This window comes from Roseibium sp. RP-7 (genome assembly GCF_053005225.1).
The window spans coordinates 873,201-893,359 of the sequence record NZ_JBRKQA010000002.1 but is presented as its reverse complement, the minus strand read 5'-3'; the positions used below and the strand labels follow the sequence as shown (position 1 = coordinate 893,359).

The 20,159-nt window shown below is 59.2% G+C and carries 21 protein-coding genes; 9 read left to right on the top strand and 12 right to left on the bottom strand.

The window, feature by feature from the left end:
* Nucleotides 1–86: 86 nt before the first annotated feature.
* The 3 genes from ACVDG9_RS18815 to ACVDG9_RS18805 all read right to left on the bottom strand — a co-directional run bounded on the left by ACVDG9_RS18815 (nucleotide 87) and on the right by ACVDG9_RS18805 (nucleotide 2,735).
* Nucleotides 87–1,394: an SRPBCC family protein gene (locus ACVDG9_RS18815; RefSeq protein ID WP_447238696.1), complete on the bottom strand. Its 1,308-nt coding sequence runs from the start codon at nucleotides 1,392–1,394 to the stop codon at nucleotides 87–89.
* 98 nt (nucleotides 1,395–1,492) lie between these two features.
* A complete protein-coding gene (locus ACVDG9_RS18810; RefSeq protein ID WP_228871932.1) occupies nucleotides 1,493–2,053 on the bottom strand; it encodes a carboxymuconolactone decarboxylase family protein in 561 nt (186 codons plus the stop codon).
* 91 nt (nucleotides 2,054–2,144) lie between these two features.
* Complete coding sequence (locus tag ACVDG9_RS18805; RefSeq protein WP_447238695.1) at nucleotides 2,145–2,735, bottom strand: TetR/AcrR family transcriptional regulator; 591 nt, start codon at nucleotides 2,733–2,735, stop codon at nucleotides 2,145–2,147.
* Nucleotides 2,736–2,984: 249 nt separating this feature from the next.
* Between ACVDG9_RS18805 and ACVDG9_RS18800 the strand changes: the two genes are divergently transcribed.
* Nucleotides 2,985–3,461, top strand: coding sequence for a MerR family transcriptional regulator (locus ACVDG9_RS18800; protein ID WP_447238694.1), 477 nt, complete (start codon nucleotides 2,985–2,987; stop codon nucleotides 3,459–3,461).
* The gene (locus ACVDG9_RS18795) at nucleotides 3,415–3,795 is read left to right on the top strand and encodes a carboxymuconolactone decarboxylase family protein (RefSeq protein ID WP_022997985.1); all 381 of its coding nucleotides are present in this window, start codon (nucleotides 3,415–3,417) and stop codon (nucleotides 3,793–3,795) included. The genes ACVDG9_RS18800 and ACVDG9_RS18795 overlap by 47 nt, the downstream gene beginning before the upstream one ends.
* Nucleotides 3,796–3,952: 157 nt before the next feature.
* Here the strand turns inward: ACVDG9_RS18795 and ACVDG9_RS18790 are convergent, their stop codons facing one another.
* The 3 genes from ACVDG9_RS18790 to ACVDG9_RS18780 all read right to left on the bottom strand — a co-directional run bounded on the left by ACVDG9_RS18790 (nucleotide 3,953) and on the right by ACVDG9_RS18780 (nucleotide 7,815).
* Nucleotides 3,953–6,475, bottom strand: a complete 2,523-nt coding sequence (locus ACVDG9_RS18790; protein ID WP_206906903.1) for a methyl-accepting chemotaxis protein — start codon at nucleotides 6,473–6,475, stop codon at nucleotides 3,953–3,955.
* A gap of 187 nt (nucleotides 6,476–6,662) precedes the next feature.
* Nucleotides 6,663–7,373 (bottom strand): substrate-binding periplasmic protein, encoded by a 711-nt coding sequence (locus ACVDG9_RS18785; RefSeq protein ID WP_447238693.1) that lies wholly within the window; start codon nucleotides 7,371–7,373, stop codon nucleotides 6,663–6,665.
* 142 nt (nucleotides 7,374–7,515) lie between these two features.
* Nucleotides 7,516–7,815 (bottom strand): Rdx family protein, encoded by a 300-nt coding sequence (locus tag ACVDG9_RS18780; RefSeq protein WP_031268203.1) that lies wholly within the window; start codon nucleotides 7,813–7,815, stop codon nucleotides 7,516–7,518.
* On the opposite strand from ACVDG9_RS18780, the gene ACVDG9_RS18775 reads away from it, so the two are divergent.
* Nucleotides 7,814–8,779, top strand: coding sequence for a phosphotransferase (locus ACVDG9_RS18775; protein ID WP_447238692.1), 966 nt, complete (start codon nucleotides 7,814–7,816; stop codon nucleotides 8,777–8,779). The two genes, ACVDG9_RS18780 and ACVDG9_RS18775, sit on opposite strands and share 2 nt — an antisense overlap.
* Nucleotides 8,780–8,816: 37 nt before the next feature.
* Here ACVDG9_RS18775 and ACVDG9_RS18770 read toward each other — a convergent pair whose 3' ends face one another.
* The 4 genes from ACVDG9_RS18770 to ACVDG9_RS18755 all read right to left on the bottom strand — a co-directional run bounded on the left by ACVDG9_RS18770 (nucleotide 8,817) and on the right by ACVDG9_RS18755 (nucleotide 11,688).
* Nucleotides 8,817–9,776, bottom strand: coding sequence for an acetyltransferase domain-containing protein (locus tag ACVDG9_RS18770; RefSeq protein WP_447238691.1), 960 nt, complete (start codon nucleotides 9,774–9,776; stop codon nucleotides 8,817–8,819).
* Between the two features lie 380 nt (nucleotides 9,777–10,156).
* Complete coding sequence (locus tag ACVDG9_RS18765) at nucleotides 10,157–10,630, bottom strand: DUF3775 domain-containing protein (RefSeq protein WP_205838361.1); 474 nt, start codon at nucleotides 10,628–10,630, stop codon at nucleotides 10,157–10,159.
* Between the two features lie 547 nt (nucleotides 10,631–11,177).
* The gene (locus tag ACVDG9_RS18760; protein WP_022997977.1) at nucleotides 11,178–11,420 is read right to left on the bottom strand and encodes a hypothetical protein; all 243 of its coding nucleotides are present in this window, start codon (nucleotides 11,418–11,420) and stop codon (nucleotides 11,178–11,180) included.
* A gap of 43 nt (nucleotides 11,421–11,463) precedes the next feature.
* On the bottom strand, nucleotides 11,464–11,688 hold the full coding sequence (locus ACVDG9_RS18755) for a hypothetical protein (RefSeq protein WP_447238690.1): 225 nt from the start codon (nucleotides 11,686–11,688) through the stop codon (nucleotides 11,464–11,466).
* A 439-nt stretch (nucleotides 11,689–12,127) separates the two neighbouring features.
* On the opposite strand from ACVDG9_RS18755, the gene ACVDG9_RS18750 reads away from it, so the two are divergent.
* Nucleotides 12,128–13,258, top strand: coding sequence for a hypothetical protein (locus ACVDG9_RS18750; RefSeq protein WP_208993780.1), 1,131 nt, complete (start codon nucleotides 12,128–12,130; stop codon nucleotides 13,256–13,258).
* A gap of 41 nt (nucleotides 13,259–13,299) precedes the next feature.
* Here ACVDG9_RS18750 and ACVDG9_RS18745 read toward each other — a convergent pair whose 3' ends face one another.
* A complete protein-coding gene (locus ACVDG9_RS18745) occupies nucleotides 13,300–13,659 on the bottom strand; it encodes a winged helix-turn-helix transcriptional regulator (protein WP_075283724.1) in 360 nt (119 codons plus the stop codon).
* A gap of 128 nt (nucleotides 13,660–13,787) precedes the next feature.
* On the opposite strand from ACVDG9_RS18745, the gene ACVDG9_RS18740 reads away from it, so the two are divergent.
* From ACVDG9_RS18740 to ACVDG9_RS18725, 4 genes are all read left to right on the top strand, one after another.
* Nucleotides 13,788–14,504 (top strand): MBL fold metallo-hydrolase, encoded by a 717-nt coding sequence (locus ACVDG9_RS18740; RefSeq protein WP_447238689.1) that lies wholly within the window; start codon nucleotides 13,788–13,790, stop codon nucleotides 14,502–14,504.
* 95 nt (nucleotides 14,505–14,599) lie between these two features.
* Entirely contained in the window at nucleotides 14,600–15,799 is a 1,200-nt protein-coding gene (locus tag ACVDG9_RS18735) for a pyridoxal phosphate-dependent aminotransferase (RefSeq protein ID WP_022997972.1), read from the top strand.
* A gap of 144 nt (nucleotides 15,800–15,943) precedes the next feature.
* Complete coding sequence (locus tag ACVDG9_RS18730; protein ID WP_447238688.1) at nucleotides 15,944–16,546, top strand: hypothetical protein; 603 nt, start codon at nucleotides 15,944–15,946, stop codon at nucleotides 16,544–16,546.
* Nucleotides 16,547–16,652: 106 nt separating this feature from the next.
* On the top strand, nucleotides 16,653–17,132 hold the full coding sequence (locus ACVDG9_RS18725; protein WP_168692407.1) for a DUF992 domain-containing protein: 480 nt from the start codon (nucleotides 16,653–16,655) through the stop codon (nucleotides 17,130–17,132).
* 34 nt (nucleotides 17,133–17,166) lie between these two features.
* On the opposite strand, the gene ACVDG9_RS18720 is transcribed toward ACVDG9_RS18725, so the two are convergent.
* Nucleotides 17,167–17,460 carry a hypothetical protein gene (locus tag ACVDG9_RS18720; protein WP_145903515.1) on the bottom strand — a complete coding sequence of 98 codons (294 nt, stop codon included), beginning with the start codon at nucleotides 17,458–17,460 and terminating at the stop codon, nucleotides 17,167–17,169.
* A 500-nt stretch (nucleotides 17,461–17,960) separates the two neighbouring features.
* On the opposite strand from ACVDG9_RS18720, the gene ACVDG9_RS18715 reads away from it, so the two are divergent.
* The gene (locus tag ACVDG9_RS18715; protein ID WP_447238687.1) at nucleotides 17,961–20,024 is read left to right on the top strand and encodes an elongation factor G; all 2,064 of its coding nucleotides are present in this window, start codon (nucleotides 17,961–17,963) and stop codon (nucleotides 20,022–20,024) included.
* Nucleotides 20,025–20,159 lie beyond the last annotated feature (135 nt).

Below are 20,159 nucleotides of genomic sequence, written 5' to 3'. Positions count from 1 at the left end.
ACCGCCTCGCCGGATCGACCTTCAAAGCGCTCCTGTTTGGGGCCTTTCCAACGGCCGGCCGGGCAAGTCCCGCCGGCCGCTTTTTTTCAATTGGACGTTTCCGAAATCAATTGTTGGCGAAAGGCCTCGACGTTGACGATCAGGCCCGGCAGCAACCATTGAAACAGCCGCACCACATCGCCAACCGGCTGCGCGTTGGTGTCGCGGGCAATCGCCGCTTGCAGGATTTCCGGTGTCAGTCCGCCAGGGTTGGGCAGCGTCCGGGCAAGGTTGACCGCGCAGTCGTGAACGCGTTCGCAGGCCTTGTCATAGTCGGTGGTTTCGATCTGAGGACGCAGTGCATTCCACGCGAGGCGAAAGTAGCTCGGCCAGCGGGCAAGGGCACGATAGTCGGTGTTCACGAACGGCAGGCCGAGCGTGCGCATGATGTCGTCGTAGACATCTCGCGTCTGGCTGTCGACGTGGTGCATTTCCATGAGCACCGGTGCCCCCAGTCGCCGCGGCCCGTGTTCGCTGTCGTAGGGTGAAATGGTGCTGTTTTCACCAAGGTCATGGTTCTCGATCAGAAGCCGGGCAGCTGTCGCGATCAGGAGATAGGGCATGTTGCCGTGGGAGAAGACCTCGATCTCGTCTCTTATCCGCTCGAGTTCCTGATCCGCATACCCGCGTTTGCGCAAATCCCTTGTAATTTCGGGAACCGAAAAGGCGGCAACTTCCTGCTCTGCACATGATCTCAGCTCCGCGCAGGCTGCAACGAATTCCCCGCTTCCGGCAAGGTCTCGCAGTCCACCCCACAAGGCGGCGTAGAAATTCGGATATTGTGCAAAGGCCATCGTCACCACGCCCATCCATGGCACTTGCAGCACGGCCTTGGTGTCTTCGTAGACAGCGCGAAGCGCTTCGTCGGCACGGATCTCCGGAACCGTGGTCACCTGTGGCAAGGGGGAGGGCTTGCGGCGTTGTAGGGTCTTGCCGGACTGTCCGGCAACCATCGCCGCCAGTGCCTGAAGTCCCGTTTCATAAATGCCGGCAACCACGGAACGTGCCTCCTCTTCTGAAGCGCCTTCAGCATCGAACCTTCCCGACCATTCCACTTCGCAGCCGTTGCCGGTCGCAAGGATCCGGAAAGTCGAAGTGTAGTCACGCACGGGAAGGGGGCCAGAGAGTATGCGGTAGCTGTAGGTTCCGGGAACCGTTCCGTCGTCGGTCCGAGCTTCCTGGAGTATCGCGCCGTCCGGCAACGTCAGGTGGCGCACCGTGCCGGAAGGTGTTTCGCTCGTCTTGCAGTCCGCAACGGCCGGATGCCATGCACCGATCCGGTCAAAACCACCTGCAAGCTGTCTCACCAGGTCCGGATGGACCGGCAGGGCTTTTTTTCGGTGAACGTCGATCATCGTCTTCCTCCCGTTCAAGTTTGGGCAATCATGAAGTGGCGGCTGTTCAATCGCGGGGCCCGTTCGCGTCATCGGGCTGACGCGAACGGGCCGTTTGTTCAGGCGCCCATCTGCTGTGCGTCGTATTGGGTAACCTGCGGGAAATCATGCTCCGGATCCGCCACGTGCCGCACATACTGGATCAGGGTGTAGATCCCGATGATCCCGATGGTTTCCAGAAGGGCCTTGTCGGAAAAACCGGCCTGCCGGACTGCATCAAGCGTCGGGGCGGTCACCTGACCGCGGTTGCGGACGACTTCATTTGCGTAGTCGAGCAGGGCCTGAGTCCGAGCATCCTCCGCGCGGCCTTCCATTGCGGCCAGCATCTCGGTTTCGCTGCCGCCCTGCATCTGGCCCACTTTCATGTGAACGTTGACACAATAATCGCAGCGATTGAGTGCGGAAACGAGCATGGCTACCTGTTCGACCTCCTTGCCCGTCAGTTCTATGCCGTCGTTGACGCCGGCATTAAGCGCAAGGAAACCCTTCAGCACATTTGGGGCATTGCCCGTGACCTTGAAGAGATTGATGACGCCGCCGAATTGCCGCTTGGCCTCATCAAACGCCTCCTTCGTGGCTCCTGTTGCCTGGCTGGGTTCGATTTGAAGCATGTTTGGCATTTGTCGTTTCCTTTCGTGTGTCAACTGACCGACCAGTCAAGTAGTGTTTAAGCGTGCTCGGACGTCCGGTGTTTGCCGCAACTGGCGGCGGTTAGGGTTTAAGGCTGTTCAGATGAGTGAGGGCGCCGGGGGCAAGAAGGGTGATGTGCGATGGGTCGTTCTGCGCCTTGGCCAGCAGAAGCCCGCCCTGAATGAGGCCGATGACGACATCTGCTCCCTTGTCGCAATCGATCCTGGCGAGTGAACCGGTCTCGATGAGCTGATGCAGGATATCGCGCACGGGGGCTTTCCACGTCGTCAGTGCGTGTTTGATGGCCTCGCGTACAGGGATATCCACCGCCCCGAGTTCCAGGCTCATGTTTCCGACAAGGCATCCTTGTGCAAAGCCGTGCCGGGCTTTCCAGTCCCGGTTTGCCCTGGCGGGAACGTCGAAGAGCTGGCGGAGCTTTTCTTCCGGTGCTGCGTCACTGTCGGCAATGTCGCGGAACGCTTGTCCGAAAGACGTGGCATATCGCTCGATCGCTGCAGCCAGAAGATCCGACTTCGAAGGGAAGTAGTGGTACAACGTTCCCTTGTTCACCCCGGCGCTCTTGCAGAGTTCCGTGGTGCCGACGGCACCGAAGTTGCGTCCCAGAAAGAGCTCGGTGGCGGTGTCGATGAGAATGTCGCGTGTCGTGGTCATGCGGGATTGATATTTCCAACTGACCGATCAGTCAATTGATTGACGCTCACCCCAAGTTCACGACGTCGCGAGGTGGGGTCTTGCCGTCTTCAGGTCTGGATGCCTCGAAAACGGCCGAACCGGAAGAAGATTGACCCCTGTCAGCAATGCAGCACCGTGTCGCCAGATTTGATTTAGTTGAAAAAGACGCTTGACCTGGAGTGCACTCCAACCGGTACCTGAGAGAAATCGTTCCGTTCGGAGACTGACATGCGGATTGGCGACCTGGCCGAGAAATCGGGACTTTCGACCGACACCCTGCGCTACTACGAAAAGATCGGCCTTCTGCCGCGTCCCTTGCGGGACGGTGGTGGGCGGCGGGTCTACGATGCAACGATCCTCAAGTGGATCGACTTCCTGGACCGGCTGAAATCGACCGGTATGGGCATCAAGGACCGGCTGCGTTATGCGGACCTGCGTACAAAGGGCGAAGCTTCGTTGACGGAGCGCCGGAAGCTGCTGGAAGCGCACAGGGGAAAGGTTGTCGGCGATATTGCCCGGTTCACCGAGATGCTGGACGTCCTGGACGATAAGATTGATCGCTACAGAAGGATGGAAGCGGGTGAGACCGTTGATCCGGCCTTCGAAAGCTGCGCCCGGACCGAACACGGCGCGCCGCCAAGCAAGGAAGCTCCGGAACATGAGCACCGCCCTAGAGCGCGGCCGCGCGCTGACGCAGAAACTTAACCCCGACCTGGAAGCCATTCTCAGTGATCGTTACGACGATCTTCTGCCCGGATTTTCCGAAAGCCTGATCGAATGGGCTTACGGTCGGCACTATGCCCGGGAGGGCCTCGACCTGAAAACTCGCCAGTTGTGCACGATTGCGGCCCTGACCGTGCTTGGCGGGCAGACGGCTCCGCAACTCAAGATCAACATTGAACACACGCTTGCCGCCGGTGCGGAGCGGAAGGAAGTCGTCGAGGCGATCTGGCAGATGGCCGTCTACGGCGGCCTGCCGGCAGCGATCAACGGCCTCAACGCGGCCCGGGAGGTATTTGAGGCACAGGATGCAGAGTGAGGGGATGTAGGCACACAGCGTTGCCGCCAAGATAAAGCTATCCGTGGTCATCCCGGATCTTCGCTTCGCTGCGTCCGGGATGACTAAAGACAGTTAGGTGTAAGGCGGCGATTGGATATCGGTGACGCCGGTATCCAGTTTCTGCAGAACCCCCAACTCAGGCTGCTGCGACATCCTGCAGGAACCGGTCGATCCGTGTGGTGACTTCGGCAAGTTGCCGGGTGGCTGCACCGGTGATTTCTTCCACTTCACGGGCAGACAGACTGGTTTCGCTGGAGCCTCGGGAGAGATCGCCGATATTTTCCGATACGCTTGCGGTCTGGCCCGCAGCCTGGGAAACGCCGGTGGAGATTTCCGCGGTGGCACCGGCCTGCTGTTCGACGGAACTTGCCATGGCGGCTGCGGTCTCGTTGACGGACTCCATCATTTCCATGATCGCGCTGATCGCGTCCACGGCGCCGTTGGTGGCCTGCTGGATTTCAGACACCTGGCTGGAGATTTCCTCTGTTGCCTTGGCCGTCTGACCGGCCAGTGACTTGACTTCCGAGGCAACCACGGCAAACCCCCGCCCGGCTTCGCCGGCGCGTGCGGCTTCGATGGTCGCATTGAGCGCGAGCAAGTTGGTCTGCTCGGCAATTTCCTGGATGAGCTGGACAACGGCACCAATGCGTTCGGCAGCCGCCGACAGGCCCTTGATTTGGTCGTTGGAAGTGCGGGTTGCCCCTGCAACTTCCTCAACGCGCACGAGGGTGTCGTTGACCTGCCGGCCGACCTCCTGAACGGAAGCGCTGAGTTCCTCCGTGGCGGCGGCGATGGTCTGGACGTTCTGGCTGGCCTGGCTGGAGGCGGTACTGACGTCTTCGGACTTGCCTGTCGTCGTGCGGGCAATCTCGGAAAGCTGCTCGGCCGTGTTGTCGAGCTGATGCATGTTGCCGGTCACCGTGGCGAGTGCCTGCTCGATATCCTGACGGAACGAGGCGACAAGCGCATCGACGGCGGCCTGGCGCTGGCGGACACCTTCCTGGCTTGCAAGGGTTTCTTCTTCCAGCCGCATCCGTTCGATTTCCCGGTCACGGAAGGTTGCGACGGCCTGAGCCATGTGACCGATTTCATCCTTGCGGTTTGCAGCCGGAAGGTCGAGAGCCGTATCGCCGTCCCTCAGTTTGAGCATCGCACCGGTCAGGCTCCGGATCGGGCGGATGATGGCAGTGGAGAGCAATACGACGAATGCGATGCCCAGAAGCAGTGCCAGGGCAAGCGTAATGGTGATCTGCGTTTGAGCGCCGACGGCGCTTGCCAGTGCGGTTGCACCGGAATTGGCGCTGATGATTTCTGCCTGTTCCGTCAGGGAGGAGGCGGCGGCGGCAAAGGATTGTTCGCTTGCGCGCAGTGCCGCTGTCGAGGTGACGACTTCGGCAAAGGTGGCTTCCAGTTTCGGCAAGGCATCGCCACCGGCGGTAACAAGCGCCTTGAGTGGACCATTGAGAAGATCATTCAGAGCCTTGTCAGACGTGTTCTTGCCGGCTGAGGTTCGCACCGTGTCCAGATTGCCCAGTTCCGTGCGGGCATCGCCCAGATAGAGCTGGAATGTATCGGCGGCGTTTTGCGAGGATGTGTTCAGATAGTCTGAATAGGCGCTGCGGATGCCGAGCACGCTACGCGCCACACTCTGGGTGTAGTTCGACAGAAGCGCGATATCGGCGCTCGCCTTGTCGAAGTCCCGCAGTTCCTTCGTGAGGTCGTCAATCGGTGCTTCGGCGGCCTTGATGATCGTGTCGGCAAGGGTGATCAGTTCAAGGATGGCCGGTTCCAGTTTGTTTTTCCAGGCGTCCTCTTCTGGGGACTTCAGGTGCGCTTTCAGAAGCTTCTCAAAGGACTTGGAGCTTTTGGTGAGGTCCTTGACGCTGTCCTTGATCGTGTCTGTCTTCACCGTGCGGCGAACCGCCTTCGCGTCTTTGTCGAGGGCATCCACCCGGTCCGCGAGTTTCTTTGCCAGGGTCTTGTCTGGTGTTGCCGCAAAGGTTTCGGCTTCCTGCGCCAGCACCACAGTGGTGATGCGCATGTTGCTGAGCCGGGGGCTGACGTTGGACAGGTTGGTCATCTTGCCTTCGTTGGTGATGGCAAGGGCGGATCTGTAAGCAGCAAGGGCCTTGTATTCCTCGAAGGCCTTATTGGTGGTTGCAACCAGTTCGGAGGTGAGGGTGTCGAGGTTCGCAGCCGCTGTGTCACGGCTTTGCCGTGTCTCGCGCAGCGTCGCAAAGCCGGTCTCCAGATCGCCGACGATGCTCGCGAACTGCGTTGCCGCCTGGGGTTGGCTTTCAGACAGGGCGAGACTTTCCTGCGAAATCAAACCAATGTCTGCGGCAACCGCTTCCGCCGTCTGGCTGCTGCCATCGCGACTGAATGTCTGGGCGTGGGACAACAACCGGGGGACGCTCCCCAGAAGTTCGTTGGCGGTCTTCGCCACCGTTACCGAGTTCTTGACCTCCGAGCTTGCGAACAAGCCCCCCGCACCGACCCCGATGGCGCACAATAGCATGGCGCCGAAGCCGATCTGCAGCTGGGTCTTGATCGGCCAGTCGAAAAAGGGGCGCTGCCGTGCCGGTTGTCCGGTCCGCTCATGCCTTGTTGCTGAGGGCTCGGTTGCAGTCTTCCTGAAAGGAAGGTTCACGAACTTCATTCTAGAGCTCCGGACGTTGTCTTGCCGAAAGCATTTTGAATTGAAAGTTTTAAGAAGACCCAAAAGAGACTTGCATTAATTATGGGCGGTCTTTTGTGTGCTTGTTGTGCAGGTAAGACTTTGGAAAGTAGTTTTCTGAAGTTATGCAACTTTTCGAGGTGGTTGCTCTGCAGCAGAGATAAATTGTCTATTGCGTCAATCGCTTGGGGTTGTTTTGTGGCGTTTTCTGAAGACGTGTGTTCAAAGCTGACTGCAGGCGATCGGTAACGGACTGGTCGATATGTGAGTTGCAGGCCAAAGCAAGTTCGACGGTCTGCAGGGGCAGCAGTTTCTCGATCTCCACTCCTTCCTGTTCCGCAACATAGGGAGCCGAAATCAGGCCACCCAGCCAGAGCTTGGTGTGACCTGACCGCAGCATGTTCGCATTGAGCCCATCTTCGTCCACCAGCACAAGATGGGGATGGCCGGCGTCCTGAAGTTCATTGGTGCTGGTCCAGCCACCGACGGCTCCTGTCGAATAGCCGAAACTGTCTTCGACTGTCGAAAGTTCTATGGAACTGCCCTTCAAGGCAAAAAGGCCGTATCCGTCGATTTCCAAAGGTCCAACCCAGGTGAAATTCGGTTCGCGTTCCTGAGTGCGCCACAGGGCCATGAAACAATGGTTGGCGTTGCTCTCCACCGCATTCAACCCGCGTTTGAACGGCCGCATGTGCATCTCGACCGTTATGCCGGCGTCATCGGCGAGATCTTGTACAAGTTGGGTGACAGTTCCCGAGATTTTCCCGTCTTCACCAGGGAAATAGAGCGGTTTGTAGTCCTCGGTATAGATGACGATTTCAGGTTCGCTGGTTTCCACTGCAGAACTGGTGCTTGCTCCGGCAAGCGATAGTAGTGCCAAAAATAACAGCGATAACCTTATGTGCATGAAGGCTCCGGTTCATGCGTCCTGTCTCGAAATTGCTTGCCGAAAGCTGCGCTTCGGATGACACAGTATACATATTCGCGACTTCAAGAAGTCAATTCACTTGAGCGCGTCCGGCCTAGTCTTTCCTGTCCTGGCGGTCGCTGTGGCCGAGGTCCTTCTCCGGCCAAAGCAGGTCACGAAGCCGCTGTTTCAGCACCTTGGCCTCCGGAAAGCCTCCATCTGTCTTGCGGTCCCAGACAAGTTGACCGTCGCAGACGATTGTGAAAATGCCTCCGGTGCCCGGAACAAGGGTGACAGCGCCGGCTTCTTCCGAGAAGGTGGACAGGATTTCCTGCGCCATCCATGCGGAGCGCAACAGCCAATTGCATTGGCGGCAGTAGGTGATGATGATATGGGGCGATGGGACGTTCGTCATGGCGTCCGGCCAGCTCCTCTGTTTCGCTCGATTGTTCCTGCTTGTGCCACAGCTTTCCTCTGACGCGCCAGACACCATTTTGCCGGACATCCTGGAGGCCTTTGAACGGCATCAGGACCTGCATCGTGTTTGTGGCGCTCCCCTGTCAGCTCGGCCCCAGCCTGGGCTGACAAACCGTGTGTTCAGGCTGGAGGCTGAGAAGGGTACGTTCTTCCTGCGGCTTCCCCGTCTGGAAGCGGCAGGCAACATCGACAGGAAGGCAGAGGCAAGAAACCTGATGCTCGCCGCTGCGACTGGAATTGCCGTGCCACCGGTATTTTGTGATGCGGAGGCCGGCATTCTGGTGACCCGCGCCGTTAAGGTCAGCGGCAGCCCTTCCGATCTTTCGGAGCAGCCGTCGTACAGCCTGGCCCGTGCACTCGGCGAGGCATTGGGGCAATTGCATGGGTCCGGTGTGACCTTCGAAGGGCTGCTCGATCCGGACAGCGTGCTTCAGGCGCAGTGGCAAGGTCTTCGGGACGCAGTTCGGTGCCGGGAGGAAATGACCGGGCTGGAAATAGTGTTGCAGCCGATCGGTGCCGGCACCGCTGGTGGTGCTGGCCGGATGCTTGTTCCGAGCCATGGCGATCCATCCCCCGGCAACTGCCTCATGTCATCCGACCAGCTGTGGCTGATTGACTGGGAATTCTCAGGCATGTCGGATCCCGCCTGGGATCTTGCCTACGCCGTTCTGGAGCACGAAATGAGTGCGGATGAGGAACAGGTATTCCTGCAAGCCTGTGCAGCAACGGGCGCTGCGGTGCCCGAGGCCGATCGTCTTGGTTTCATGAAAGCCAAATGCGACGCCGTGTCGGCCCTCTGGGCACTGGAGCAGGTGGCGGCGGGGCGAGACGAGGACGTGTTTCTTCCCTTTGCACGGCAGCGGCGGGGCCGGGCGCTCCGGCAACTGGCCCGTCTTTCCTGAGCGCCCGGAAACAGCACCGAAGGCTTGAACGCCAGGATCAGTTGAGCGGATCCGGCCACTTTGGATCAGCCAGGCACTGACTGTATCTGTTCGACATCCGGTTGCGCAGAGACTGGTTTTCGGGCTCGGCCAGAAGCTGGTCCCAGATGCCGTCCGATTTCAGATATTCAAGCGTACAGCCGCAAGCGGCTTCGCAGATTTCTGTCGTGGCGGTCGTACCCTGGCAGGAAACCGTGCAATTGCGCACGAAGGCATTGGCGGAGCGGTCCATCTCCGGGCCGATCTGCGTTGCCGTCCACACAAGGCCGAACAGCAAGGGCTGATGCAGCAGATAGACTGGCAGGGAATGGCGGCCGAAGAACCGCGTCAGCCGGCCGGGACGGTTGGCGAATGACAACCTGGACAGCGTTTGCCACAGATTGATCTTTCGGAAAATCTTCGAGATGGCGACGCCCGCCAACGTCACTCCGGCCCAGGGTGCCAGCGGCACATAATCCACACTGGCAAAATCCGGTGTGCCGAGCCCTGTCCACAGCCAGAGCTGGCCGTCGAGGGCGGACGAAGCTGCCCAGAAAGGCAAAGTGAAAACGAACGCCGCGGCAAGCCCGGCAAAGACGAACGGAAGGCGCGTGAAGGGAAGGGCGATCACGCTGGACAAGGCAATGGAATGGAGAATGCCGAAGCGGACAAAAGTATCGCCGAAAGTGAAATAGGTGACCAGCGACACGGCAGCTGCGGCTGCGACGATCACGGCAAAGCGCCGCCAGAAGGCATGCCAACGGATGCCCAGGTGGTGGGCGAAATCCAGACTGACGCCGGCCAGAAGCAGGAAGCTGCCGGCGATCGAGGCGGCGAATATGCGCCAACCTGTGCCCTGGGCAACGGGCCAGTCGACATAGGCAAACCAGGAAAGGTCCCAGGAGAAATGGTAGATCGCCATGGCGACAACAGCGAGGCCGCGGGCAAGATCAAGCACGGCCAGACGCGTTGAACGCATTAAGGAACTCTCTGAACGATGACCGGTACCGGTTTCGAGCGGTAGTGCCGGTATGGATTAGCTGCTGAACGCCACGACCAGTGTCGTGATCAGGGCCGACGCAGCGAGCATTGCGCCGACATATGGCCATGGAGACGGACGATGGACGGTAAACACGTCTTGGTTCGCCGGGTCTTGCAGCATGCCCTCAACTCCCTTGTCCCACCACGAAGTGAGGCAAGAGTGGGCCAAATGTCCGGCAGCGAAAAGATAGTAAATCAATTGCTAACCGGTTTTCCCAAGGAAAACGACCTGATGTGGAAGACCCGGCAAAAATGACCTAGCCAGCTTGACCCGCCGAACGTCTTGAAGCCCTGCCAAAAACAGCGCTGTGTCGGCTGTCAGAGGTCAAGCGCGTCGAGGCCGGCTTCCAGGTGGTCGGCCAGGAGCGGCATGCCGAGGAGATAGGTTGCTGTCGAACCGGCGGCGCGATCGCGTGCCTCGTCGACCGCTTGCTGGAAGTCCTCAGCCTCGAAGTCACCGCGGCCGATCCAGGAGATAGCCACCAGTTCGGCAGCTTCATCCACGTTGAGATCCTCGATCAGCTCCCGCAGTTCCTCGTCGGAGAGGTCGTCGTTTTCCTCCTCCGCAAGGCCATCGTGACCGTGACTTTGCTCCAGGGCATCGGCGTCGAATTCGACGTCGCCTTCATGGCCGTCCTCGAACGTATCCTGAAGAGACGATGCAACTGCCCGCGCCTTTTGGGCGAGCAGGCGGATCGTGTCTGCTGAAAGTGTGAGGTCGATGTCCATTGCTGCCTCCGACAAACCCTTCGTTTCTTTATCGATCCACTTTTCGCCGTTGGCAATGGTCATGATGTGAAATCCCTCACTGGCGCCGGTTGCATCGGCGTAATACTACCACTTGAGGGCAAATGCCCCGTAGCGGATTTTGTTCCACATGGCTTGCCGGAAGTTTCCGAACGCTCTCGCAAAGGCCTGGACTGCGGTTATCCCCGGTATTCAAGGTCGCGCCATGTGACTCTGGTTAATTTCCGATCGATGCCAGCCTTGAACCGCGTGCGGTCTTGCAGATGACATGTGATCTTGCTTTACTTGGCGAACGAACAAATTCCTGTCCTTGACCGTGATCAACAGCGGACGCAACCAGCGGACCACCTGAGGGCGGTGAGGCAGCGGGCACTTGCACATATGCACTGCGGGGCTGTCTTGGATGAAGGTTCAAAGAGAACCATCGTTGGGCAGGAAAAGTTATCCGGGGGCGGACCGGGCACTGAGGCCCGGCACTCATGTGCCAAGCATGAGGCCGGGTCTCGGCTTTTGAAAGGTCGGGCTCCAGGCGCTGATCTTGACTTCCTGAAACAGACGGAGCCGCCGCGGCGGCTCGTTGTATGTCAAGCTGTCAGAACATGGCGCTTGCCGGCCGACCGGCGTTTGCCGGTGCCTGGCCGGTTGCTGAGTGCGCGACGGGCTCGGTCTTCGGGACACCGTTCGTGTTGGCCGGGTTTGCCATCGCCGCTGCTGCGACCAAAGCGGTTGCCAGCAGCATGCCCAGAAAGATTGCCTGCAACAGCGGCCGAGCTTCATGCAGGTCGCTTTTGGAGGGGACGGACTTTCTGGTTTTCTGGTTATCTACGCGTGCCATGGTGAAGATCAGTCAGGTTCGAGCGGTTGTACTTCGGTTTCTGTCAGTCTGCCTGCGCTTGAACGCCGGTCAGGTCCTGAAACAGTCGGCGGGCCAGCAGACGGGTAACGGCAGCCATGGTCAGGAAAGCAACCATCGGCAGCACCAGTGACGGCTCCAGTGCGGACATCAACATCAACAGGCCTGCTGCCACTATGAACAGCAAAACCGGTGGGAAGCTTACGTTCTGCGACTTGATGGTCGCCGGTACGGTCGTTGCGTGGGCCATTGGCTCCTCCATCCGCTGGGATGAGTTCAATCTCGTTTGAAATTGCGCCGGCACGCGGACGCGATTTAGACATGCGCCGTGTGTTTTCGTGACTATTTTGCGGCAAATTCGATCTATTTGCTGCCGCCTTGGCAAGGCGGCACAATAGGTAGTGTCCGTGCTCCGAATGGCGCTGCATTCAGGGGGGCGACGGTTCTGTTTTTCATTCCGGCAGTCTTGATGTGCGAAGGTGGAAGGCTGTGGTTCCGGGGGCTGAAACCGGCCAATTAAGCTTTCGTAAAATTGACAATACAACTTCTCATAAAAACGTATTGCATTGTTTAATTACTGTAAAAACTGACATAACCCAGATATTTTACGATGCGATTTTAGTGTTTGTTTGCTTTTCGGAAGCATGCTTGCTCGCCGGGACATCCGATACAAACAGACCAGGCATGGAATGACGATAAACGCTGCGCAGAGCGCCACGGTGGGCAAGCCGACAGACCCAGTAACGTCGACAGAACCATCGGTCCAGAAGGCCGGGGAGCCGCCGGCCTTGTCGCTGGCGGGTATCCAGTTTTTCATTGCCGATATCAGCAAGAAAACCATTCTCTGGCACGAGGTCGGTTCCCAGAGTTTCAATAGCGAAGTGCGGGATCTGCAGGAGGCGCCCTCCAACGAGGCACTGCGCCACCTGTCGCCAGAGGATCGTAAGACCATTCTCCGGCTGGTCCAGGGTGCGATCCGGGAAGGCCAGGCCGGGCCGTTCGATGTCGGCGGCGGGCCGGACCACCGTATCCCGGGCATTCCGATCGTTGCCTATCGTTACGAGTTGCCGGACGGCAAGATCCTTGCGATCTGCTTCCCCTCCATCGGTGAGAACGACAATAATCCGGGCCGGGTCGTACTGGGACTGGCACCGATCCTCCAGCATTTCGTCGCGTCCTCCACCCGTGTTGTACTGCTGGTCGACAATTTCGGCTACGTGCGCTTCGCCAGCGACGGTTTCCTCAAGAGCTTCCAGATCGAGGATGCTCGCCTGATCCTGGGGCGCAACATTGCCCATATCCAGAACCGGGTCGGGCGAACGATCGTCTCCCTGACGCTTGCGGCATTGACGCGCCGGGCCAGTGCGACCGGGCGTGGCAAGTTTCTGCTGGCGTCCAACGACAGCGTCGAACTGAAATACGACGCCATGTATTTCCGTGTCGGCGGCACGGTGGGCGGGGTGCTGTTTTCGGCCGGTCATGCCGGTGGTGATGTCGACTTTGCCAGGGTCTTCGAAGCGTGCAGCGCGCCGATCCTGGTGGTCAACATCAAGTCAAAGATCATCATCGCGGCGAACAACGCAGCGATGAAGACCTACCATCTGACATCGGACGTCCTCGACAGCCGTCCGATCACCGAGATGCTGCTTCACCCGAGCAATTATGCGTCCCTGTTGACCTCTGCCAAAGACGCCTCGGAAGTTCCCCTGTCGGTGCCGGTGACGGTGCTCAATGGCCAGACCAAGAAAAAGCGCTTCAAGTGCACGATCATCGATGAAGACAAGGACGATCCGAAGCTGATCCTTGAAACGAGAAGCTAATCGCGCCCGCCACTGAGAGCGACTGAAACAGTACTTTACTTTTATGCCGCTGATGCTGCGTCACTGCCGTGGTGTTCCACGGCCCAAAGGTAAACCTGTCCAAGGATTTCGGTCAGGCTCCGGCCTTTCGGTGTGAGGGCATAGCGGACGCGGCGGTGGGCGTCGTCCAGTTCGGTACGAGCGACCAGTCCAATCTCTTCCAGGTGGCGCAGTTCCTGGGTCAGCACCTTGCGGCTGATCGGTTTCAGTGTCCGCTGTAGTTCCAGAAAATGATGATCCTTAGCGGTCAGGCAATGCAGAACCCTTGGGGTGTGTTTGCCGCCAATGCTTTTCAGCGTGTCGGCAACGGGACAGTCCTGCGTGCCAGGCAGGCGCCAGAGGGATGCGATCGGTTCGCTCATGTCCGTCTCCACCGGTTCGCCGGGGCCAATGGCCCGTCCGGGTTACCAAAAGGTGCCTAATTGAACGTATTTCCGCGTCCGCCTAGGTGAAGAGCCAACCTATCACCAGGAAGAGAATGGCGGCAAACATGTCCGAGATCCAGATTCACACTATCCCGATCCTGCCATTCGGCATCGTCAACGCGTTTCTGCTGACCTTTGCCGGTGGTGCCGTGCTTGTGGACACCGGGTTGCCAGGCAGTGAGACCAAGATCGAGAAGGTGCTGGCGAACGTCGGGCTTTGCCTTGCCGATCTGAAGCTGATCGTGGTGACCCACGGCCATATCGACCATGCGGGCAGCGCCAGGCGTCTTCAGAAACTGTCGGGCGCGCCAATCGTGCTGCATGAAGGTGATTTACCCTATTGCCGAGGCCAGGCTCCCATCCTGAAGCCTTCGGGGCTCTTCGGTCGGCTGTTCAAGCTTTCAGGCGCGATCGAACGGCCGTTTGCGAAGGTGGAGCCGGACATTCTTCTGTCAGGGGACCAGACACTGGATCTGACAGCCTATGGCGTGCAAGGTGTCATCATGTCGACGCCAGGCCACACGCCCGGATCGCTGTCGGTACTGCTTGACGATGGTGCCGTCCTCGCGGGGGATCTGGCGGCGTCCGGCATTCTTCTGGGCGGAATCGCGCTGAAGGGTCGGCCCAAGCCGCCTCCCTTTGAAGAAGACCCGCTTCAGGTCGCCCGTTCGCTGAAATTTCTGCTGTCCAAGGGGGCAAAACGCTTCTATCTCGGCCATGGCGGACCGCTCGATGCCGGGGTGATTGAAAGATACGCCGGCAAACTGGCGCAAGCGGCCTGAAAACTCCTGTTCTTCTCCGGATTTGGTCTTGTTTTCCGCAGCGCACGGATCTAGGGTCCGCGCGCTGTTAATCCCGTTTCCCCCTGGAGGACATTATGGGCTTTCTTGCTGACGCATTGGCGCGTGTTAAACCTTCTGCGACCATCGCCGTCACCAACAAGGCACGCGAGCTTAAAGCCGCAGGCCGCGATGTAATCGGTCTCGGAGCTGGCGAGCCGGATTTCGATACCCCGGAAAACATCAAGACAGCCGCCATCAAGGCCATCACCGACGGCAAGACCAAGTACACTGCTGTCGATGGTATTCCGGAGCTGAAGGCGGCCATCGTCGAAAAGTTCAAGCGGGAAAACGGGCTTACTTACGAAACCAGCCAGATCACCGTGGGTACCGGCGGCAAGCAGGTGCTTTATAACGCGCTGATTGCAACGCTGAACCCGGGCGATGAAGTCATCATTCCGACCCCTTACTGGGTAAGCTATCCGGACATGGTGTTGCTCGCAGGCGGTGAACCGGTGATCGTGGAAGCGGACAAGTCGACCTTCAAGATTACCCCGGAAGCACTCGATGCGGCGATCACATCGCGCACCAAGTGGCTGATCTTCAACTCTCCGTCCAACCCGTCCGGTGCGGCCTATACGGAAGCTGAACTGAAGGCGCTCTGCGATGTGCTGATGAAGCACCCCCATGTCTGGGTCATGACCGACGACATGTATGAGCACCTCGTCTATGACGACTTCAAGTTCACCACGCCTGCTCAGGTGGAGCCTGCACTTTACGAGCGCACGCTGACCGTCAACGGCGTGTCGAAGGCCTATGCAATGACCGGCTGGCGTATCGGTTATGCCGGAGGCCCGGCTGACCTGATCAAGGCCATGGCCAAGGTTCAGTCGCAGTCGACCTCCAACCCTTGCTCCATCGCCCAGTGGGCGGCGGTCGAGGCGCTGAACGGCACCCAGGACTTCATCCCGAAGAACAACGAAGTCTTCAAGGGACGCCGGGACCTGGTTGTCTCCATGCTGAACCAGGCCAACGGCATTTCGTGCCCGGTGCCGGAAGGCGCGTTCTACGTGTTCCCGTCCTGCGCCGGTACAATCGGCAAGACGGCCCCGTCCGGCAAGGTGATCGAGAGCGACGAGGACTTCGTCTCCGAGCTTCTGGAAGCTGAAGGTGTCGCCGTCGTTCACGGTTCGGCTTTCGGGCTTGGTCCGAACTTCCGCATTTCCTATGCGACCTCGACCGAAGCTCTGGAAGAAGCCTGCACGCGCATCCAGCGTTTCTGCGGGAACCTGAAATAAGCTTTTCGGGCATCGAAAGACTTGCGAAAGGGCGGCCGACGGCCGCCCTTTTCTGTTGTGGGCTGCATTTTCCGGTTGAGGAATGCGCGGTTTACAGCACAGTTCGAACGCTCTAGCCTTTCCCCGTCAGGTGGAGGTCGAGCGATGGCAAATTCACATCAGAAACAACTGCTTCTTGATCTGTTTGAAAGCCTGCCGTCGATTGTCTTCATTGTGCTCTGGCGACAGACGGGTGATCTGGAGCTTGCAGGCTGGAGTGGTTGCAGTCTTGCGGTTTTCGTTCTTGCCGGCTTTGTGCTGGTCAAGGTGCCCATGCACCCCGTATTGCTCGGTATAAATCTGCATATCCTGCTGGTGACACCGCTTCTGGTCTGCCTGTATCGGTTTGGCGACGGCACTCTGGCATCATTCCTGACAGGCTATTCGTACAGTGCCGTTTTGTTGACCGTGACGCTTACCGGCGGGGTCTTGACCCTGTTCTCACGCGGTGGATTTGCCGGTGTCCCCGACTTGCCCAGATCAACGCAGTACCGACTATCGTTTCTGATGCTTGCCGTATCACTCGCTGGAACGGTCTGGGCCTTCCAGGCGCCGGAAAACAGCCTTCTTCCGGTGGTCGTCACCTTGACCCTTCTGATTGCCGGTCGCCGGTTTCTGCTTGCCCGTGTGTCGGACAGGTCGTCGAACGGTGGTGTGCTTGCCCCGGCTTTGGCGGGCGGTACCGACACTGCCGACGGTTACACCTGACCCTTTTGCCATTGCCGCGATTTTGACGTCTTGGCGCGTCATATCACGGGCGTGATCCGCGCCTTTGCTAAAAGCGGATATTCGCAGCCGAACGGGAGTTCTCTACATGCGTATTTTGAAACCGGTTCTTGCCGCCATGGCCATTGTGTTTGCCATCCCGGCCCTTGCCTCCGAAGACAGCCCAAAGGTTGAAATCGGCAAACTGAGCTGCCTGGTGGAAGGCGAGCACAGTTTCATTGTTGGCTCTTCAGCAACACTCGGATGCAGCTTTTCACCGGTCGACGGCGGAGCGGTGGAAAACTACAAGGGGACCGTCCGCGACTATGGGCTGGACATAGGCAAGACCAAACAGGCCACGCTGGTCTGGGGTGTGCTGGCACCTTCCGCAAACCGGAAGCCGGGCCTTTTGGCAGGCACCTACGGCGGGCTGACCGCCGGGGCAAGTGTTGGTGCGGGGATCAAGGCGAACGCGCTGCTGGGTGGTTTCGACCGCTCCATCGCGCTCAACCCTTTCAGCCTGGAAAGCCAGACAGGCACGAACCTGACACTGGGTGTCAGCAAGATGACGCTGGAACTGATCAACTAAGCCTCAGCGGCTGTCACTGTCCTGTTTCTCCGCTTTAATCGCGGCAGCTTTCGTTCGCGCCGGCACAAGGAGTTTCTTCCTTGTCCGGCCGGGTGTTCTGCCGGTTGATCTGCTCGGTGCGGTTCAGACGCTCCGCACCGTCAATCTGTTGCCGGGTGGAGAAACCGGACTGTTGGCGGTTGAGGTTCTGGTTCAGCTGCTGACCGGCAGAAGGCAGCCGCGGCGAGGTCATCATGGGAGGACTGCGCAGCTGGGTCGATTGCGCATGCGCCGGTATTGCCGACGTGGCAGCTAGCAGGGCTGAACAGAGTATCAGGGTTTTGGTCACGCGTGCTCCTTTTGCCCGAGGCCGGTTCCAATTGGTTACATAGGCCACTGCGCGTCAATTTCACTATCTGCCAATTCCGGCAGGGCAATGGCACATGGTTGGGAAGGTCTGAAGGCGGGACTTTTTTCAGTCTTCAGCTCAAATTTTCTCCACCGCTTGCCGGTCTGGAGATCTCAGTCGGGAGAGCCTTTATAAGCCTCTGGGATCGGCGGTGTTTTGGATTTTTGTGCACTTTTGGCGAGCTGTCATCGGCCTGGAGACTGAGCCGATACAAGGGCAAATTGCTGCGCTGCCGCGTAAGATTCCCTTGCGTTGCCGCCGATATCGGCGCGACGATGGCTGACCGCCCCTGGTCGATCGGCCGCAGTTTGGGGCTTGGTGCTGTTGAGTACCGGGCAAAAGGCCTTCGATCCCATCCGGGCGAGACGCGGCAGGCCGCGTCCCCCAGCCGGCCCTGCCGCGTTGTTACGAGATATCCTCGAACTAACGGGAGGCTCAGCATGGCAATCACTTCAAACGGAAAAGGATCTGCTGCGGGCAGCGCTCCGCGCTGTATCGCCCTAGTGGGTCCGTTCGGCAGCGGCAAGACCAGTCTTCTGGAAGCCTTGCTGGCGCGAACGGACAAGGTGGCCCGGCAAGGATCCGTCGCGAACGGAAATACGGTGGGTGACGCTTCGCCGGAAGCGCGTGCCCACGGCATGAGTGTGGAACTGAACATTGCGGACGCGGAATTCCTGGGAGATCGCTTCGTATTCGTCGACTGCCCTGGATCCGTGGAGTTCCTGAGCGAAATGGACGGGGCGCTTTCCGGGGTGGATCTGGCCGTCGTGGTGGCGGAGGACGACGAGCGCAAGGTTCCAGCCCTGCAGCTGATCCTGAAAGCCCTTGAAGCCCGCGCCATTCCGCGGGTTTTGTTTTTAAACAAGATCGACAAGAGCACGCGGCGGGTGCGTGATGTCCTGAGCGTGCTGCAACCGGCATCTGCGGTGCCGCTGGTGCTGCGACAGATCCCGATCTGGGAAGACGGCCTGGCGACGGGTTTCATCGATCTCGCGCTGGAGCGGGCGCATGTCTATCACGAGAAGGAGGAAAGCACGCAGATCGACATGTCCGATGCGGACCTCGCGCGTGAGCACGAAGCCCGTTTCACCATGTTGGAACACCTGGCCGATCACGACGACGACCTGATGGAGGCGTTGCTCGAGGATATCGCCCCCAATCGCGATCAGGTGTTCGCCGATCTGGTGAACGAAATGCAGGACGGTCTCATCTGTCCGGTTTTCTTCGGCTCCGCAGAACACGGCAACGGTGTCAGCCGGCTGCTCAAGGCCTTGCGCCATGAGGTTCCTGGTGTCGATTTGCTGTCGCGCCGGGTGCTTGGCACGACGTCGCGCGCGATGCTGCAGGTCGTCAAGACGCTGCACACCCAGCACGGCGGAAAGCAGTCGATCGCCCGCGTTCTGGAAGGCGTGGTCTCCGACGGAGATACCCTGTTCCTCAATGGCGACACCGAAATCAAGGTGTCCGGATTGTTTTCTGTTTTCGGCCAGCAGGCGAACAAGATCGCAACGGCCGGCAAGGGCGATCTGGTTGGGCTCGGGAGGCTCGATGATGTCCAGACGGGCGACCTCCTGAGTTTTGAAAACGGAAAGATCGAAAGCCTTCAGGTGCTTGAACGGCGCAATCCTGTTCTGGCGACGGCGATTTCCGCCAAACAGCGCAAGGACGAGGTCCGTCTTTCCGCGGCACTGGCGAAACTGGTTGAAGAGGACCGCTCGCTGATCGTCTCGCAAAACCAGACAACGGCCGAAACGTTGCTTGCAGGGCAGGGCGAAATGCATCTGCGTGTTGCCCAGGAACGCCTTGCCGGAAAATACGGTCTGGATATCGCCGCCAATACACCGCACGTGCCTTATGCCGAGACGATCCGGTCAGGCACCAAGGTTCGTGGCCGTCACAAGAAACAGTCCGGCGGGCATGGCCAGTTCGGCGATGTGGTGATCGAGATATCTCCGCTGCCGCGCGGCGAGGGCGTCCAGTTTTCAGACACGATTACCGGGGGCGTCGTGCCGAAACAATATATCCCGTCCGTGCGTGACGGCGTGTTGGATGCGCTGGGGCAAGGCCCGCTCGGTTTCCCGGTGGTGGATGTGTCCGTCTGTCTGACGGACGGCTCCTATCACTCTGTGGACAGTTCCGACCAGGCCTTCAAGATGGCCGGCATACTGGCAATCCGGGAAGGTCTGCCTGAGTGCAAGCCGGTGCTGCTGGAGCCGATCCACAAGGTGGTGATTGCCTGCCCGAGTGATGCGACCGCGCGGGTGAATGCGATCGTCTCGGCCCGACGCGGACAATTGCTTGGCTTCGACGCCCGTCCCGAGTGGAATGGCTGGGATGAGGTGCAGGCGTTGATGCCGGAGGCGGAAATCGGTGACCTGATCATCGAACTGCGTTCGGCGACCGCCGGGGTTGCAAGCTACACCGCTGACTTCGACCATATGGCGGAACTTTCCGGCAAGGCGGCGGACATTGCCCTGCAGAGGTCCGGCAGACAGGCCGCGTGAACGGTAGAGCACTGAAAGCGATGACAGAGGGGCCGGTTGGCCCCTCTGTTGTGTTCGCCTTACTAAAGCGCTGTACTGTTGATCACCTTGTTGTTGCGCTCAGTCACCAGGGCGTTATTTGCCATTGAAAGCCGA